13 protein-coding genes are annotated in these 16,417 nt (G+C 40.4%); all 13 read left to right on the top strand.

Annotated elements, in window-relative coordinates; translation table 11 throughout:
* The first annotated feature begins 140 nt into the window (after positions 1-140).
* The 13 genes from tig (at position 141) to AAC000_RS19855 (ending at position 16,412) form a co-directional block, all read left to right on the top strand.
* Entirely contained in the window at positions 141-1,451 is a 1,311-nt protein-coding gene (tig, locus tag AAC000_RS19795) for a trigger factor (protein ID WP_339725218.1), read from the top strand.
* 90 nt (positions 1,452-1,541) lie between these two features.
* On the top strand, positions 1,542-2,186 hold the full coding sequence (gene clpP / locus AAC000_RS19800; RefSeq protein WP_339725220.1) for an ATP-dependent Clp endopeptidase proteolytic subunit ClpP: 645 nt from the start codon (positions 1,542-1,544) through the stop codon (positions 2,184-2,186).
* A gap of 96 nt (positions 2,187-2,282) precedes the next feature.
* A complete protein-coding gene (clpX, locus tag AAC000_RS19805) occupies positions 2,283-3,560 on the top strand; it encodes an ATP-dependent protease ATP-binding subunit ClpX (RefSeq protein ID WP_339725222.1) in 1,278 nt (425 codons plus the stop codon).
* Between the two features lie 170 nt (positions 3,561-3,730).
* The gene (gene lon, locus AAC000_RS19810) at positions 3,731-6,097 is read left to right on the top strand and encodes an endopeptidase La (RefSeq protein WP_339725224.1); all 2,367 of its coding nucleotides are present in this window, start codon (positions 3,731-3,733) and stop codon (positions 6,095-6,097) included.
* Between the two features lie 239 nt (positions 6,098-6,336).
* Positions 6,337-6,609, top strand: a complete 273-nt coding sequence (locus tag AAC000_RS19815) for an HU family DNA-binding protein (RefSeq protein WP_215929568.1) — start codon at positions 6,337-6,339, stop codon at positions 6,607-6,609.
* A 247-nt stretch (positions 6,610-6,856) separates the two neighbouring features.
* Positions 6,857-8,734, top strand: coding sequence for a SurA N-terminal domain-containing protein (locus AAC000_RS19820; RefSeq protein WP_339725228.1), 1,878 nt, complete (start codon positions 6,857-6,859; stop codon positions 8,732-8,734).
* A gap of 446 nt (positions 8,735-9,180) precedes the next feature.
* On the top strand, positions 9,181-9,612 hold the full coding sequence (gene ndk / locus AAC000_RS19825; protein WP_339725230.1) for a nucleoside-diphosphate kinase: 432 nt from the start codon (positions 9,181-9,183) through the stop codon (positions 9,610-9,612).
* A gap of 169 nt (positions 9,613-9,781) precedes the next feature.
* The gene (locus AAC000_RS19830; protein WP_339725232.1) at positions 9,782-10,927 is read left to right on the top strand and encodes a bifunctional tRNA (adenosine(37)-C2)-methyltransferase TrmG/ribosomal RNA large subunit methyltransferase RlmN; all 1,146 of its coding nucleotides are present in this window, start codon (positions 9,782-9,784) and stop codon (positions 10,925-10,927) included.
* A gap of 43 nt (positions 10,928-10,970) precedes the next feature.
* A complete protein-coding gene (pilW, locus tag AAC000_RS19835) occupies positions 10,971-12,194 on the top strand; it encodes a type IV pilus biogenesis/stability protein PilW (RefSeq protein ID WP_339725234.1) in 1,224 nt (407 codons plus the stop codon).
* Positions 12,195-12,203: 9 nt separating this feature from the next.
* Positions 12,204-13,154, top strand: a complete 951-nt coding sequence (locus AAC000_RS19840) for a RodZ domain-containing protein (protein WP_339725236.1) — start codon at positions 12,204-12,206, stop codon at positions 13,152-13,154.
* A 31-nt stretch (positions 13,155-13,185) separates the two neighbouring features.
* Positions 13,186-14,307: a flavodoxin-dependent (E)-4-hydroxy-3-methylbut-2-enyl-diphosphate synthase gene (gene ispG / locus AAC000_RS19845; RefSeq protein ID WP_339725238.1), complete on the top strand. Its 1,122-nt coding sequence runs from the start codon at positions 13,186-13,188 to the stop codon at positions 14,305-14,307.
* 129 nt (positions 14,308-14,436) lie between these two features.
* The gene (hisS, locus tag AAC000_RS19850; RefSeq protein ID WP_339725240.1) at positions 14,437-15,717 is read left to right on the top strand and encodes a histidine--tRNA ligase; all 1,281 of its coding nucleotides are present in this window, start codon (positions 14,437-14,439) and stop codon (positions 15,715-15,717) included.
* Between the two features lie 71 nt (positions 15,718-15,788).
* Positions 15,789-16,412 (top strand): tetratricopeptide repeat protein, encoded by a 624-nt coding sequence (locus AAC000_RS19855; RefSeq protein ID WP_339725242.1) that lies wholly within the window; start codon positions 15,789-15,791, stop codon positions 16,410-16,412.
* Positions 16,413-16,417 lie beyond the last annotated feature (5 nt).

Raw genomic sequence — 16,417 nt, forward strand, 5'->3', positions numbered from 1 at the left:
CTAGAAAGAATTTTTTTCTTTTGTCAGGGTATTCGGACGCAATGCAATAAGTGTATCCGTAACGATAATTATTTTGCGCCGATAAAAGTCCATTAGTCATTATATATAAGCGCATGTATGCGCATAATTGAGGTATCAGAATGCAAGTTTCCGTTGAGGCGACCAAAGGTTTAGAACGCCGTCTTACTATCACCGTTCCTGCTGAGTCAATTGATTCTGCAGTCAAGTCTCGCTTACAGCAATTAGCTAAAACCCAAAGAATTAATGGTTTTCGCCCTGGTAAAGTGCCTGTTAATGTTATCAAAAAACGTTACGGCCAAGCTGTACGTCAGGAGATTGCTGGTGAAGTGATGCAACGCAACTTCTATCAAGCTATTACTCAAGAAAAAATCACGCCAGCAGGCATGCCTAGCTTTGAAATGAAAACAGACGAAGACGGTAAAGACTTAGAGTATGTAGCCGCTTTTGAAGTGTATCCAGAAGTAGAAGTGAAAGACGTCGCTAAAATCAAAGTAGAAAAGCCTGTAGTAGAAATCAGCGACAAAGATTTAAGCGGTATGATTGATACCTTGCGTAAGCAACATGCCAATTATAAAGAAGTTAAACGTAAAGCTAAGAAAGACGACAAAGTGACTATTGACTTTATCGGTACAATCGATGGCGAAGAGTTTGATGGCGGAAAAGCTGAAGATTTCGTTCTTGAAATGGGCAAAGACCGCATGATCCCTGGTTTTGAAAAGCCAATTGTAGGTAATAAAACCGGTGAAGAAGTCATTGCTGACGTTACTTTCCCAGAAGATTATCATGCAGAAAAACTTAAAGGAAAAGCGGCACAGTTCACTATTAATATCAAAAAAGTTGAGCAATTAGACTTACCTAAAGTTGACGAAGAATTTGCTAAATTGTTTGGTATTGAAGACGGTGACATCGATGCGCTGCATGCTGAAGTTCGCAAAAATATGCAACGTGAGCTAGATCAAACCTTGAAAGCGTCAGTAAAAGAGCAAGTGATTGCTGGTTTACTAGAAAAAAATCAAATTGATTTACCAAAAGCATTAGTTGATCAAGAAATTAATGCATTGCGTGAACAAGCTAAGCAACGTTTTAGCCAACAACAAGGCGGAAACGTCGACAACATGCCTGAGCTTCCTGCAGATTTGTTTGAAGAAAACGCTCGTAAACGCGTCAGTATTGGTTTGTTGTTAGGTGAAGTAATTAAAACTAACGAATTAAAAGTAGATACTGCGAAAGTTGATGCGTTAATTGCAACCGCTGCTTCTGCTTATGAAGATCCACAAGAAGTGGTTGAATACTACAAAACAAACGATGAATTAATGCAACAAATGAATAATGTTGCTATGGAAGAACAAGCGGTTGAATTATTGCTTGAACAAGCCAAAGTGAAAGAAGTAAAGAAATCTTTTGATGAGATCATGAACAAACAGGCTTAATTTGGCCATTGTTAATTGACTTATCTAGTCTGCAACTGCTTAAATGCTCGGTAACTACCGAGCATTTTTATTTGTGAAGAAATAGAATTTATGATGAATACCCCTTTTGATCCAACAAATGCGTTAGTCCCTATGGTTGTTGAGCAAACTGCTAAAGGCGAACGTTCTTACGATATCTACTCTCGTTTATTGAAAGAGAATGTTATTTTCTTAGTCGGTCAAGTAGAAGACCATATGGCGAACCTTATCGTTGCCCAGATGTTATTTTTAGAGGCCGAGAACCCAGAAAAAGATATTTTCTTGTATATCAATTCACCTGGCGGTTCTGTGACTGCTGGTATGGCTATTTACGATACCATGAATTTTATTAAACCTAATGTCAGTACTGTGTGTATTGGTCAGGCGGCAAGTATGGGCGCATTTTTGTTATCTGCGGGCGAGAAAGGTAAGCGTTATTGTCTGCCAAATTCTCGAGTGATGATCCATCAGCCTTTAGGTGGTTTCCAAGGACAAGCGTCAGATTTTGAAATACATGCGAAAGAAATCCTGTCTATCAAAGAGAAGATGAACCGTTTGATGGCGCAGCATACTGGACAAGATTATGAAAAAGTCGCACAAGATACTGACAGAGATAATTTTTTAAGTGCAACGGATGCCATGGAATATGGATTGATTGACCAAGTGTTGTCAAGCAGACCAGATACCAATCAAGCTGACACAAAAAGCGACAAATGATAAAGTGACTCTGGGATATGCCCAAGGATAGACTACATTTAAGTAGATTGTAGGCTCTCTTTGGTAGGGTCAGTCTGAGATAGGAAAAGATTGTAAATGAGTGATAAAAAAAGTAGCGATGGCGATAACAAACTTTTGTATTGTTCGTTCTGTGGTAAAAGCCAGCACGAAGTAAGAAAGCTGATTGCTGGCCCGTCGGTTTTTATTTGTGATGAATGTGTCGATTTATGTAACGACATCATCCGCGAAGAAATAAAAGAAATCGCGCCCAAGAAAAAACAAGATGAATTACCTACACCGAAAGAAATTCATGCTCATCTAGATGATTATGTCATTGGTCAAGAGCATGCAAAAAAAGTGCTTTCTGTTGCAGTTTATAACCATTACAAACGTTTACGAAATGGCGATGTACACGAAGGTGTTGAATTAGGTAAAAGTAATATTTTGCTAATGGGTCCTACAGGAAGTGGTAAAACCTTATTGGCAGAAACCCTTGCTAGGCTGTTAGATGTGCCTTTTACTATGGCAGATGCGACTACCCTAACAGAAGCAGGTTATGTGGGTGAAGATGTTGAAAACATCATTCAGAAGCTATTACAAAAATGCGACTATGATGTTGAAAAAGCCCAGCGCGGAATTGTTTATATAGATGAAATAGACAAAATTTCACGTAAATCTGACAACCCGTCAATTACTAGAGATGTCTCTGGCGAAGGTGTGCAGCAAGCTTTACTTAAACTGATTGAAGGCACTGTTGCTTCGGTTCCTCCTCAAGGTGGGAGAAAACATCCGCAACAAGAGTTTTTGCAAGTTGATACCTCTAAGATATTATTTATATGTGGTGGTGCTTTTGCTGGTTTAGACAAAGTCATTGAGCAACGCGCGCATACTGGAACCGGTATTGGTTTTGCTTCAACCATCAAAAATACCAGTAACAAATCCCACGAAGGCGAATTGCTTAAGAAGGTTGAGCCTGAAGATTTGGTTAAATATGGTCTTATTCCAGAATTTATCGGGCGTTTACCTGTACTCACTTGCCTAGAAGAACTCAGTGAAGAAGCTTTGGTGCAAATTTTACGGGAACCTAAAAATTCGTTAACTAAGCAATATTCAGCGTTGTTTGGTATGGAGAATACTGAACTTGAATTCCGGGAAGATGCTCTGCAGGCGATAGCTAAGAAAGCGATGCAGCGCAAAACGGGTGCTCGTGGCTTACGCTCTATAGTCGAAGCGGTATTGTTAGACACTATGTATGACCTACCATCCATGGATAACGTCAGTAAAGTAGTAATAGATGAGACGGTTATTCGAGGAGAATCCAGTCCTATTTTGATCTATGACAGTGGCGTCGATAAAAAGGCCGCTTCTGAATAAAATAAATAAAAGGCTCGTAAGAGCCTTTTTTATTGGTGAAAATATATCCAGACGAATCTATTTTCGGCATTTTATTCTACTTTGTTTTAAATTTTCATTTGAACTTTTACTGCCTAGCCCCATATACATCCGATAGATTTAATATTAAATGACTTTATACGAGACCAAGAATGACTAAAAAGCGAGAAAATCGCATCGAAATGCCAGTTTTGGCATTACGTGATGTAGTGGTTTATCCACATATGGTTATCCCATTGTTCGTTGGGCGTGAGAAATCAATACGTTGTTTAGAAGCGGCGATGGAAAAAGATAAACAGATTTTCTTAGTCGCTCAAAAAGACGCTGCTGTTGATGAACCAGAAGTAGATGACATATTTACAGTGGGTACTATTGCCACAATCTTACAGTTGCTTAAGTTACCTGATGGCACGGTTAAGGTGTTAGTTGAAGGCAATCAACGTGGCAAGATCGATAATTTTGTGAGTACTGAAGATTTTTTTATAGCTGAAGTGCTCAGCACCGCAGACACTGAACTGGCAGAATCTGAACAAGAAGTGTTAATTCGGTCAGCGATTTCTCAGTTTGAAGGATACGTCAAACTTAACAAAAAGATACCACCGGAAGTATTGACTTCATTAAGTGGTATTGAAGATGCTGCGCGCTTAGCTGATACGATGGCGGCACATATGCCTCTTAAGTTATCAGAGAAACAAAAAGTGCTTGAGATGCTTGGTATAACTGAACGTCTAGAGTATTTAATGGCGTTGATGGAAAGCGAAATTGATTTGCTTCAGGTAGAAAGAAAAATTCGCACCCGTGTTAAAAAGCAAATGGAAAAAAGTCAGCGCGAGTACTATTTGAATGAGCAAATGAAAGCCATTCAAAAAGAATTAGGTGAGCTCGACGATGCGCCAGATGAATTTGAAGCGCTAAAGAAAAAAATTACCGATGCTAAAATGCCAGAAGAAGCTCAGAAAAAGGCGACAGCTGAATTAGCTAAATTGAAGATGATGTCACCTATGTCGGCTGAAGCAACAGTTGTGCGCAGCTATATTGAATGGTTAACCAATGTACCTTGGGTTAAGAGAAGTGTTGTCAAAAAAGATCTTGGCGCAGCTGACAAAATATTAGACTCAGACCACTACGGTCTAGATAAAGTCAAAGAACGTATTATTGAGTATCTTGCAGTCCAACAGCGAGTGAAAAAGCTCAAAGGGCCAATTCTCTGTTTAGTTGGGCCTCCTGGCGTAGGTAAAACCTCTTTAGGTCAGTCTATTGCTAAGGCAACGGGCAGAAAGTATGTGCGTATGGCACTTGGTGGTGTGCGTGATGAAGCCGAGATTAGAGGGCATCGCCGTACTTATATTGGTTCAATGCCCGGAAAAATGGTGCAAAAAATGGCCAAGGTGGGCGTTAAAAATCCACTCTTCTTGCTTGATGAAATTGATAAAATGTCATCTGATATGCGCGGCGACCCGTCCTCAGCATTGTTAGAAGTATTAGATCCAGAGCAAAATGGGACTTTTAGTGACCATTACCTAGAAGTGGATTACGACTTGTCAGATGTGATGTTTGTGGCTACATCAAACAGCATGGACATTCCTGGTCCCTTATTGGATCGTATGGAAGTGATTCGTTTGTCGGGATATACCGAAGACGAAAAGTTGAATATTGCCACTCAACACCTAATGGAAAAACAAATATCCAGAAATGGTCTGAAAAAAGGCGAGTTGCTGATTGAAGAAAGTGCCATTATCGGCATTATTCGTTATTACACCCGTGAGGCAGGAGTAAGGAATTTAGAAAGGGAAATTTCTAAAATCTGTCGTAAAGCGGTTAAAAATATTTTGTTAGATAAAAATATTACCCAAGTAACAGTGAATCAAGATAACTTGAAAGAATATTTGGGAGTACAGCGATTTGATTATGGAAAAGCCGATAAATCTAATCAAATAGGCCAAGTAACCGGATTAGCGTGGACTCAAGTCGGTGGCGAGCTACTGACTATAGAAACTACGTCTGTGGTGGGCAAGGGCAAGACAACCTTCACTGGTTCATTGGGTGAAGTGATGCAAGAGTCGATTCAAACCGCCATGACAGTTGTGCGCAGCCGAGCAGATAAACTGCGAATAAACAGTGATTTTCACGAGAAACGCGATATTCATGTACATGTACCTGAGGGAGCGACACCTAAAGATGGCCCTAGTGCAGGTATTGCTATGTGTACGGCATTAATTTCAAGTCTTACGGGAAATCCGGTTCGTTGTGATGTTGCGATGACGGGGGAAATTACTTTAAGGGGAGAAGTCTTACCTATAGGTGGTCTAAAAGAAAAGTTATTGGCCGCTCACCGAGGTGGGATCAAGACAGTCATTATTCCTAAAGAGAATGAACGTGACCTTGAAGAGATCCCTGATAACGTAAAACAAGATTTAAATATTCATCCCGTACAATGGATTGATGAAGTCTTAGCGTTAGCTTTAGAAGAACATCCGGAGAAATTTCAGCCAATTGAAGTAAATGAGGTTAAAAAATAAGCATAAAAGCGAACTTTTTCAATTTTTTTTAAGTTTTAGGGCTTCACTATGCAAATAGTTATGGTAGCCTTTAACGCAGATTCCCTTAAGGCCTTGTCATGAAAGGGATTGAGACGATTCATTGAAAGTTAATGATTTGTAAATATATAGCTTGAAGTTAAGTTTCATGCTTGATATAAATGTTCGGCTTTGCATGGTGCAGGCCGCAAAATATAATAACAATTGAAGGGGTTCATATTGTGAATAAGTCAGATCTTATTGATACCATCGCTGCAAGTGCAGATATTTCTAAAGCAGCAGCAGGACGTGCATTAGATGCATTAACTGGCGCTGTAACAACCGCACTTAAAGAAGGAGACCAAGTAGCATTAGTTGGTTTCGGTACATTCTCAGTACGTGATCGTGCTGCTCGCAGTGGTCGTAATCCTCAAACTGGGGCGACTATTCAAATTTCTGCAGCTAAAGTGCCTTCGTTTAAAGCTGGTAAAGCATTAAAAGACGCTTGTAACTAATCACTTAGTTCATGTATACCAAAAGGCGATGATTTATCATCGCCTTTTGTTTTTGTGCAGTTTGAGTAGAGTCGGTTTTAGTCATCCCATTGTTAAAGCTAGTTAGATATTTTTCAATTCACTGCGAACAATCGTTAATAAATTAACTCGGTTGGTATATAATCCCGCGCGTTTACGACTAAGGCAGCCTAATTTAGGTGTCTTTAGTACTTATCAATAACAGCTCATTTGGAGTTTGGACTTTAGTATGTTGGAAAGAATCAGAGAAGGATCACAAGGCCCTTGGGCTATGGGGATCTTAGCATTAGTTATTTTAAGTTTCGTATTCGCTGGAGTGGGAAGTTACATAAATTCGTCTGCATCCGGTGCGGCCGCCGAAGTAAATGGCGAAGAAATAGGTATTGATGAGTTGGAACTAGCTTATCAAAATGAACGTTCGCGGATGGAGTCTCAGTTCGGTGAAGCCTTTGCGACATTGGCCAGTGACACCGCTTATCTACAAAACTTCCGCCGAGGTATATTAGACCGCCTTATTAGTGAGAAACTTCTCGACCAAGCCGCCCAAGAATTAGGTTTGAGAGTGAGCGATGCGCAAATCAAATCTGCCATAGTCACTATGCAAGAATTTCAAGTAGACGGTAAATTCGATAATGATCGTTATCTAGCCATTCTACGCCAAGCAGGTTTCCAGCCGAATAACTTTAGAGATTATATGCGCGTTGATATGGTGCGTAGACAACTGTCACAGTCTTTGATTGGAACCGAATTTGCTTTAACAAGTGAAGCAAAAACAGCGTACGCCATGCAGCAACAAACTCGTGATATTCGTTATGTGACTGTACCAGCGTCTAAATTTGTTGAACAAACAAGCGTCAGCGAAGATGACATTTCAGCCTATTATCAAAGTAATATTAGTCAGTTTGATACTGAGCTTAAAGTCAGTTTGTCCTATGTAGAACTGCAGTTAGAAGATTTACTGCCTGGGATTGAAGTCACAGAACAAGAACTTGAAGAGTATTATCAACAAAACTTAGTGGATTATCGTACTGAAGAAGAACGTCAAGCGGCACATATTTTGTTCGAAAGTACTGAACAAGACGACGCTATTGCTGCTAAAGCGGAAGAAGTGCTGGCAAAAATACAAGGTGGAGAAGATTTTTCTGAATTGGCCAAAACCTTTTCAAGTGATACCTTCAGCGCTGAAAACGGTGGTGACTTAGGTTGGTTTGGTAAAGGAATTATGGACCCAGCATTTGAAGATGCGGCGTTTTCATTAGCTAATAAAGGTGATGTGAGTGCAGTGATCAAAAGTGAATTTGGATACCACATTATTAAATTGACGGATATTAAGGCTGAGCAAGTCACAGCTTTTGAAGAAGTGAAACAAGAGATCGTCACCAAGGTTAAAACATTTAAGGCCGAAGAGCGTTTTTACGAAGTGAGTCAACGAATTGCAGAGGTCGCTTTTGAAGTACCTGACAACCTTGATGAAGTTGCAGACATTGCAGGTAAGGAAATAAATACTACTGATTTGTTTGGTCGCAATGATGCTCCAGAAGCCGTATCTAGCCCTAACGTTTTAGCCAGTGCTTTTAGTGATGAGTTAATTGAAGATGCTGTAAACAGTGAAGTGATTGAGTTGGGTACTAACCACATAATGGTAGTGAGAGTAGCCAAACATGAACCAGAGCGCACTAAAGCGATGGAAGAGGTTAAAGAGCAAATTCAACAGACCTTGTCTGCCCAAGCAGCGCAACAAGCAGCCAGAGATTGGGCCTTAGAAGTGAAAACTGCCCTAACTGCCGGTGAAGAGGTGGATGCTAAATTGGTAGCGCTTGAACTTAATTGGGAAGATAAGCAAGGTGTAACGCGAAACGATGCAACTTTGTCTAAGAGTATTGTCGACGCTTCATTCCAGTTATCAGCGTCAGAGACAAGTGTGGTTGATTTAGTCACAGGGGATATCAGTCTGGTACAATTGATGAATGTTAACTCTGCTGCCGAAGCAAATAGCCAGCAATTGACATCATTACAAGGTCGATTGGCATCGAATAAATCTCAATTGTTGTATGGCGCAGTAATCGAGTCTTTAAAAGCACAGGCAGATATAGAAATATATCAATAGCACTGTACTTTTGAATTTAAGAACAATAAAAAAGAGCGTTATCGCTCTTTTTTATTACGTTGATTTTCACGTGGGATGTTTTTTTCTGTCATTGCCATTCAGTTATCCATAACAAAGAGCTATAAAATGCCGCAATCACAGCACAGAAAATGAAAATATATATAAACCCTTGTTTGCCATCACCCAAGCTGTAGTGTTTCTTTTTTAAATACAAAAACCAAAGCAAACACAGTACAACAGGAATAAGCACTAAAAATTTTATCAAGATCACCTCGTCTCTAATTTACTTCTAGTTAGATTTTAGGGACAACAGAATAATATGCAATCTATACTAGGTATTTGCTGGCTAATTGCATATAATCCGCGCGAATTTTTTATCTGTCTTTATAACTGTCCATTAGGACAAATTATCAAGACCAAATATTACTAATATTGGAGTTACGAAAATGGCCTTAGAACGCACTTTTTCTATCATTAAGCCTGATGCAGTTGCAAAAAATGTTATCGGTGCTATTTACAATCGTTTTGAGTCTGCTGGTCTAAGAATAGTGGCGTCTAAAATGTTGCATTTAAGCAAAGAGCAAGCCGAAGGATTTTACGCTGAACATAGCGAACGTCCATTTTTTGGTGCTTTAGTGTCTTTCATGACTTCAGGTCCAGTAATGGTCCAAGTCTTAGAAGGCGAAAATGCAGTATTGAAGAACCGTGAGATCATGGGCGCGACTAATCCAGCTGAAGCATTAGCGGGTACGTTACGTGCTGACTATGCGGCTTCAATTGATGAAAATGCTTGCCACGGTTCAGATGCACCAGAATCAGCAGCCCGTGAAATTGCCTATTTTTTTAGTGATGAAGAAATCTGCCCACGCACTCGTTAAGCTCTATTAGGCTTTGAATGAAGGGAGCTGCGGCTCCCTTTTGTGTTATTTATTTACTACCTAGGTCACCTTTGAGATGAACCTCAAAAAGTGATTTGGGTATCTGTGCTGCAAAAACTGAGTAATCAGTTAAAATGGCAGTAGTTTAGTCTGAGTATTGAGGTTTATTGTGTCAACTGAAGTGGTATCTGCCCAACCTAAAAAAATTAACTTGCTTGATTTAACTCGGGAAGGTTTTCGCGCCTTTTTTAAGGAGATGGGAGAAAAGCCATTCAGAGCAGAACAGCTGATGAAATGGATCTATCAACAAGGTGTATCCGATTTTGAGCTAATGACTAATCTCAATAAAGCCTTGCGAACTAAACTTCAAGCCAGATGTGAAATCAAAGCACCTGAAATTGCCTACCAACAGAATGCAACTGATGGCACCATAAAATTTGCCTTGAAACTAGAGGGTGGACAAGAAGTTGAAACGGTTTGGATCCCAGATGGTGATCGAGCAACGCTTTGTGTGTCTTCACAAGTAGGTTGTGCCTTGGAATGTACTTTTTGTTCTACCGCCCAGCAGGGATTTAATCGTAATTTAAAAGTGTCTGAAATCATTGGGCAGGTTTGGCGAGTGGCAACAACTATAGGTTTGAATAACGATACGGCTAAACGACCTATCACTAACGTAGTGATGATGGGTATGGGTGAACCGTTATTGAATGTTAAAAACGTAGTGCCCGCCATGGAGCTTATGTTAGATGACTTAGCCTTTGGCTTGTCAAAACGTCGTGTGACCTTAAGTACCTCTGGTGTGGTACCTGCACTGGATATGTTGGGAGATCAAATAGACGTCGCCTTGGCAATATCCTTACATGCACCTGATAACGCACTAAGAGATGTGCTGGTACCTGTGAATAAAAAGTATCCGATAGAAGTGTTTTTGGCCAGTGTTAGAAGATACTTGGCTAAGTCAAATGCGAATCAAGGTAAAGTCACAGTAGAATACGTCATGTTAAATGGCATTAACGATAGTACTGATCAAGCTCATGCATTGGCAAAAGTATTGGCAGATACTCCCTGTAAAATTAACCTTATTCCTTTTAACCCATACCCTGGTTCACCTTATACCTGTTCGAGTAACTCGAGGATTGACCGTTTTGCTAAAGTCTTAATGGAATATGGGCTTATTGTGGTAGTGCGCCGTACTAGAGGTGACGATATCGATGCCGCTTGTGGTCAATTAGTGGGTGATGTAGTGGATCGCACAAAAAGAATGTTGAAAAAACAGCTGAAGGGCGAGAATATTTCAGTCAAGATGACGCAATAGAATTTTCTACTGGCAACATATCAAATAGGTCCTAATGAACTACATGCTAAAATTTATCAGTATCGTTCTTGTTGCATTAACACTACTAAGTGGTTGCACCAGTCAAAACGGCCAAACCTATAGCAACAATTTTGATCAATTGAAGGCTGCTAAAACGCGCGTCTCACTTGGTTTGACTTATCTTAAAAATGGAAATTATAGCCAAGCAAAATACAATTTAGATAAAGCGCTGGAATTTGCGCCAAGGTCAGCAGAAGCAAATTTTGCCATGGCCTATTATTATCAAAGTGTAAGCGAATTAGAGCAGGCCGAAAGTGCCTATCAATTTGCCATGGATCTGGATCCTAAAAATGCCGACATAGCCAATAGTTATGGGGCTTTTTTATGCCAAAATGGCGATTATGAGAAAGCCAAAACCTACTTTCTTAAAGCCGTAAATACCAGCAGTTATGTCTCCAGTGCTGAGACATATGAGAATTTAGCTATGTGTAGTCAAACCCTAGGGCGACCTGAAGATAGTATTCAATACCTACGCAGTGCAGTTAATCACCAACCAGGGAGAGCCAGTAGTCTTTACCTTCTTGCGCAATCTTTGGTTGAAACACAACAGTGGCAAGAGGCGAGGGGGATCCTTAGACGTTACGAAAAAGTGTCGCAGATTAGTCCGCAAAGTTTGTTTTTAGCCATGAAAATTGAGCAGGGTACTGGCAACGAAACTGCTGCAAAAGGTTATCTGGATATGTTGTTGAAAATATTTCCTAATGATCCAATCACACAGTCAGCACTAGCTAACCGAAACACTTTGTCAGAAATGAACAACAAAACAGACACGCCTCAGGTGTTGATAGAAGTGGATAGAGTTTCACCACAGATAGTCGAATTACGAGCCACGCAAAAACCAGCTGATAAAGTTGTAATAGAACCAGAAAAAATCGATTCATCAAAAAGCCTAAAAGAAGACGCTGAGAGGGTAAAAGAGGACGTTGCCCAAAACGTTGGGGCTGTGGCTGAAGAATCACCAGAACTGGTTCTCGAAGTTGAGCCAGACACTTCAGGTACACCAGCATTACCAGCTTCCAAAGCTGCAGAAAACACTTCGGATACACCAGAATTTCATGTTGTTGCTGAAGGAGAGAATTTATATCGAATTTCGCTTCTTTATAACATCAAAATGCAACGTCTGATAGACTGGAATGGTTTAGTCGATGAGTCGGCTATTTTCGAAGGTAAGAAGTTATCTTTAGTTGCCCCAAGTGTTGTAGAGTAAAGCTAAACTATGATTGAAAATGAAGAAGTACAACAACCAGAAACGGTTATTCAAGGGCCAGGTCAGATATTAAAACTGGCACGTAAAAAGGCTAATTTGTCGAGCCAAGATATTGCTGACAAAATGAAGTTAAAAAAGAGCCTTGTTGAAGATATTGAACAAGATAACTACGACATTAATATTTCCCTAACGTTTATCAGAGGCTACTTAAAACTCTATGCAAAACACGTTAAAGTCGACGAAACAGAGATTCTGAATGCCTTTGAAAATTTAAGTACTCAGAAAAAAGAACCCGCTAAATTACAGAGCTTTTCTCGTAGAGTGGCGAACCAGGCCAATGATGACAAGTTGATGTTAGTCACTTATTTGATTGTGGCTGTGGTGATTGCTTTAGTAGTCATTTGGTGGTTTCAACAAAGCACTAATGACACTGCAACAACGTCCACGGTGAGTAGTTACCCAGAAACGGCTTCACAAGAGGTCACGGAAAAAGACATATTGCCACTTGAAGAACTTACAAATCCTGAGGCTGACTTAGTCAAATCAGAGTCTGTTGAAGATTCCTTTGGCGTTGCCGCAAATGCACAAGCGCCGATAAGCAACGATAAACCAGCGGTCAATAATCAAACCACAGTCGCAGATGGTGTGGCTGATTCCGCTAACATAGACGAACTCGCAGCGGTTGCCGAGATACCGGCTACCGACACCGTTGCACCAGTAGAGCTTATCTTCGAATTTTCTGGAGATTGTTGGATGAATTTGGCTGACGCCACAGGCGAAAACATTGCTTATGGGGTCAAAGTAAAAGGAAGAGTGATGCCAGTAACGGGCATTCCTCCTTTTGTGGTGACGTTAGGAGCGCCTGAAGTAGTCAAAATTCGCTATGCAGGTGAACCTTTGGATATGTCATTTTTACCTTCGGGTCGCATTGCTAAATTTGATTTACCCCTGACTGAATAATTGTACAAATAACAAGAGCTAAGTGTTAACTATGTTTGCTGAATCACCTATTAAACGACGACCTTCCAAACGTATCAATGTAGGTAATGTACCTATAGGTGATGGTGCCCCCATTGCTGTGCAATCTATGACCAATACTTTAACAACTGATGTAGAAGCAACAGTGGCTCAAATTAATCGAATCCAGGCTGTGGGGGGCGATATAGTCAGGGTATCTGTGCCCACTATGGATGCCGCCGAAGCCTTTAAATTAATCAAACAGCAAGTTTCAGTGCCATTGATTGCAGATATTCACTTTGATTATCGCATTGCCTTAAAAGTGGCAGAATATGGGGTAGATTGTTTGCGGATTAACCCCGGCAATATTGGTAGTCTCGACAGGGTACGTGCGGTCGTAGATTGCGCTAGAGATAAAGGTATCCCTATTCGTATTGGTGTGAATGGTGGTTCTTTAGAAAAAGAGATTCAAGAAAAATATCGCGAACCGACACCAGAAGCACTAGTGGAATCTGCTATGCGCCATGTGGACATTTTAGATAAGCTTAATTTTGATCAATTTAAAGTCAGTGTAAAAGCCTCCGATGTGTTTTTAGCCGTTGGGGCTTATCGCTTATTGGCGAAACAGATTGAGCAACCTTTACATCTAGGTATTACCGAAGCGGGCGGCATTCGAGCTGGCGCGGTTAAAAGTTCGGTGGGCTTGGGCATGTTACTGGCAGAAGGTATTGGCGATACGATCCGTATTTCTTTGGCAGCGGATCCTATTGAAGAAATCAAAGTGGGCTTTGACATATTAAAGTCATTACGGATTCGTTCAAGGGGCATAAACTTAATTGCCTGCCCAAGTTGTTCTCGTCAAGAATTTGATGTGATAAGTACAGTGAACGCCTTAGAGCAGCGCTTAGAAGACTTACTTACCCCTATGGATGTATCCATTATTGGTTGTGTAGTAAATGGCCCCGGCGAAGCAGAAGTATCAGATTTAGGTTTAACCGGCGCTCGTAATATGAGTGGTTTTTATTTGGACGGTAAACGTCAAAAAGAGCGCTTGTCGAATGATGATTTAGTGGATCAACTAGAAAAACGCATCCGAGCAAAAGCCAATCAGTTAGATCAAAGCCGTAAGATACAGATAAAACAGTTAAGTGAGTAAACTCGCTGACTGACATCGCGAAATTCACATCAATTTTTATGGGTTTTTCAGCTTCTATATTTTACGTTTATCCATAAAGCCCCTATAATGCGGGGCTTTTTTTAATTATTGCATAAGAGAATATTTTAAGTGTCGAAACAAATTCAGGCTATTCGGGGAATGAACGACTGCTTGCCAACAGAATCAGGGCTTTGGCAGTACGTAGAGTCTACTATTCGTCAGGTCGTAGCCAGTTACGGTTACCAAGAAATTCGCACACCTATCGTTGAAAGCACCGATTTATTTAAACGCTCTATTGGTGAAGTAACCGATATTGTCGAAAAAGAAATGTATACCTTCGCCGATCGCAACTCAGACAGCCTTACTTTACGACCAGAAGGTACTGCAAGTGTTGTACGGGCTGGAAACGAACATGGTTTGTTATATAACCAACAACAACGCCTTTGGTATCTGGGGCAAATGTTTCGTCATGAACGTCCACAGAAAGGACGTTACAGGCAGTTTCATCAATTTGGAGTAGAAGTCTTTGGCTTAGCCGGTCCTGATATTGATGCTGAAGTGATATTGCTTAGTGCAAGATTATGGAAAAAATTTGGGATCAGTCAAAATGTTACCTTAGAAATTAACTCTTTGGGATCTGCCGCAGCAAGGGCCGTTTATAAAGAACAGTTAGTTACATTTCTGAAGACCCGTGAATCTGAGTTGGATGAAGACAGTTTAAGACGTTTGCAAACTAACCCATTACGCGTCCTCGACAGTAAAAATCCTCAAGTACAAGAAGCCGTAAAGGACGCACCAAAACTAATTGAATGTCTTGATGAAGAGTCAGAAAAACATTTTCATGGATTGTGTGAACGTTTAGACAACTTAGGTATCGAATATCGAGTTAACCCTGCTTTGGTTCGCGGCCTAGATTATTATAATCGCACTGTATTTGAATGGGTTACCGATAGTTTAGGCGCCCAAGGAACTGTCTGTGCAGGCGGTAGATATGATGGGTTAGTTGAACAGCTTGGTGGTAAAGCCACTCAGGGTGTTGGTTTTGCCATGGGGTTGGAGCGATTAGTTTTGATGTTACAAACATTAGAATTGGACAAAAACCTCGATTCGGAAGTCGATATATATATCACTGCAATGGATGAATCTGTTGAGCTCTATGCACGGCAAACGAGTGAAACGTTGCGAGACGCTGTACCTCAATTAAAAGTGATGAATCATTGTGGTGGAGGAAACTTTAAGAAACAAATGAAACGTGCCGATCAAAGCGGCGCAAGTATCGCATTCATTATCGGACAGGATGAAATGGCGACCCAGACAGTTGCAGTTAAATACTTACGTGAGCAGCAGCCACAACATGCCGTTTTAGTGAGCGAATTAGCAGAATTTATACAAAAACGATTTAACATTTAAAGATATAAATTTTTGAATTAACATTATGAGCTATCAAATTTTCGATGGCCAAGCAGTAATAGGAATGGATGATGGAACAGTACGAAACTGAAGAACAACAAATTGAAGCCATTAAACGCTTTTGGAAAGAGAATGGTGTTGCGCTAGTGATTGGTGCATTTTTGGGCTTAGGTGGTCTTTTGGGATGGCGCTATTATAACGATTCACAAATTGCCGCAAAAGAACAAGCCTCTTTTGCTTATGAAAAAGCTTCTGAAGAATTAATAAAAGGTGAAGTGGGTTTCAGTAAAGCTAAAACATTTATCGATGCTCATAGTGACACCGGTTATGCCATGTTAATGGCATTAGAAATGGCGCAACAGGCCATCGAACGTAAAGATCTAGCAGAAGCTGCAAAGCAACTTGAATTTGTAGCCAGCAATGCCAAATTATCAGCAATTCAGTCAGTGGCACAGCTTCGTTTAGCTCGCGTTCAAATTGAACAAGGTGAACTTGACCTAGCTTTAAAAAGCGCAGACAAAATTACTGACGAAGCGTTTAAAGGTCAAAGCCAAGAAGTTAAAGGCGACGTATACCAAGCTCAACAGTTATTTGATAAAGCCAGAGCTGCTTACAGTGCAGCTTTGGAAACAAATAGCCGAGATATCATATTAAAAATGAAGCTCGATAACTTAGCCATTGCAGCTAATAGTTAAGGTGG

Origin of the sequence: uncultured Paraglaciecola sp. (assembly GCF_963977085.1) — a bacterium.
In the GTDB taxonomy this organism is placed as follows: Bacteria; Pseudomonadota; Gammaproteobacteria; order Enterobacterales; family Alteromonadaceae; genus Paraglaciecola.